Source organism: Pseudoduganella sp. RAF53_2 (genome assembly GCF_052113985.1).
GTDB lineage: Bacteria > Pseudomonadota > Gammaproteobacteria > Burkholderiales > Burkholderiaceae_D > Rugamonas.
The window spans coordinates 1-1,971 of the sequence record NZ_JBFRDW010000861.1 but is presented as its reverse complement, the minus strand read 5'-3'; the positions used below and the strand labels follow the sequence as shown (position 1 = coordinate 1,971).

1 protein-coding gene is annotated in these 1,971 nt (G+C 60.0%); it reads right to left on the bottom strand.

From position 1 onward, the window contains the following. Positions 1-97 precede the first annotated feature (97 nt). The gene (locus AB4Z11_RS30410; protein WP_442029721.1) at positions 98-1,714 is read right to left on the bottom strand and encodes an electron transfer flavoprotein-ubiquinone oxidoreductase; all 1,617 of its coding nucleotides are present in this window, start codon (positions 1,712-1,714) and stop codon (positions 98-100) included. Positions 1,715-1,971: the final 257 nt, after the last annotated feature.

Below are 1,971 nucleotides of genomic sequence, written 5' to 3'. Positions count from 1 at the left end.
ACCCACGGCGTAACCCTGGTGGCAGCCACATCGTGGCTGCCACCTGCCTTTTGCCGTGGATGTAAAAAAGGGCGCCGCAGCGCCCCTGTTATGACATTTACATGTTCGGATAGTTCGGCCCGCCGCCACCTTCCGGCGTAACCCAGACGATATTCTGGGTCGGGTCCTTGATATCGCAAGTCTTGCAATGGACGCAATTCTGGGCGTTGATCTGCAGGCGGTCCTGGCCCTCGTCGGTCTTGACGAATTCATACACGCCCGCCGGGCAGTAGCGCGATTCCGGTCCGGCGTACTTGGACAGGTTGATCTGCACCGGCACCGAATTGTCCTTCAGGGTCAGGTGGATCGGCTGGTCTTCCGCATGGTTGGTATTCGAGATGAACACCGAGGACAGGCGGTCGAACGTCAGCTTGCCATCCGGTTTCGGATAAGTAATAGGCGTGAAATCGGAGGCCGGGCGCAGGCAGGCGTGATCCGGGGTGGAGTGGCGCAGGGTCCATGGCGCTTTGCCGCGGAACACGATCTGGTCGATGCCCGTCATCAGGGAGCCCAGGTACAGGCCTTTCTTAAGCCATGGCTTCACATTACGCGCCACGTGCAGCTCTTCCTTCAGCCAGGACTGCTCGAAAGCGGCCGGGTAGGCGGCCAGTTCGTCGCCGGTGCGGCCCGCGCCCAGCGCTTCCGCCACGGCGTCGGCGGCCATCATGCCGGACTTGATCGCCGCATGGGAACCCTTGATGCGGCTCATATTCAGGAAGCCGGCGTCGCAGCCGATCAGCGCGCCGCCCGGGAAGACCAGCTTCGGCAGGGACTGCAGGCCGCCGGCGGTAATCGCGCGGGCACCGTAGGAAATGCGCTTGCCGCCTTCGAAGAAGGTGCGGATGGCCGGGTGCGTCTTGTAGCGCTGGAATTCCTCGTAGGGCGACAGGTAAGGATTCTCATAGTCGAGACCCACCACGTAGCCGACCATGACCTGGTTGTTTTCCAGGTGGTAGAGGAAAGAACCGCCATAGGTTTTGGTGTCCAGCGGCCAGCCCGTGGTGTGGATGACCAGACCGGGCTTGTGCTTGGCAGGATCGATTTCCCACAGTTCCTTGATGCCGATGCCGTAGGACTGGGGATCTTTGCCCTTGTTCAGGTCGAACTTGGCCATCAGCTGCTTGCCGAGGTGGCCGCGCGCGCCTTCGGCGAACAGGGTGTATTTGCCGTGCAGCTCCATGCCCAGCTGGAATTCTGGGCCGGGTTCGCCATCGCGCTTGACGCCCATATTGCCGGTGGCCACGCCTTTGACGGAACCGTCGTCGTTGTACAGCACTTCCGCCGCCGCGAAGCCGGGGAAGATTTCCACGCCCAGCGCCTCGGCCTGCTGGCCCAGCCAGCGGGTCACGTTACCCAGCGAGATCACGTAGTTGCCGTGGTTCTGGAAGCAGGCCGGCAGCATGAAGTTCGGGGTCTTGTAAGCCTTGGACTCGGTCAGGAACAGCATGCGGTCTTCGGTGACCTCGGTGTTCAGCGGGGCGCCTTTTTCCTTCCAGTCGGGGATCAGCTCGCTGATCGCGCGCGGGTCCATCACGGCGCCGGACAGGATATGGGCGCCCAGTTCGCCGCCTTTTTCGAGGACGACAACGGAAATCTCCGGGTTGACCTGCTTCAGGCGGATGGCTGCCGACAGGCCGGCTGGGCCGCCGCCTACGATAACAACGTCGTACTCCATCGCCTCGCGTGGGCCGTACTGTTCAACAAGGTTGGTCATGATTTGTTATAAGAATTGAATAAGCGAAAAAATTAGTACGAGTGTGCTCTTTTTTGTATGGTAATGCAAGGTGGCAGCATTGTGAGGTCAATTATTAGTGCTGGCAATCTAATGCGTGGTTTTTTGTGTAATCATTATGCTTCAGCATGTGAAGGAGCAGTTCTGTGGGCATCGAAGTCAATTTTGAGGGCAAGATCGCCCTGATCACCGGTCACCGG

Coding starts and splice junctions, on each gene's coding strand:
- AB4Z11_RS30410 (WP_442029721.1), bottom strand. CDS start 1,714: ATGGAGTACGACGTTGTTATCGTAGGCGGCGGCCCAGCCGGCCTGTCG.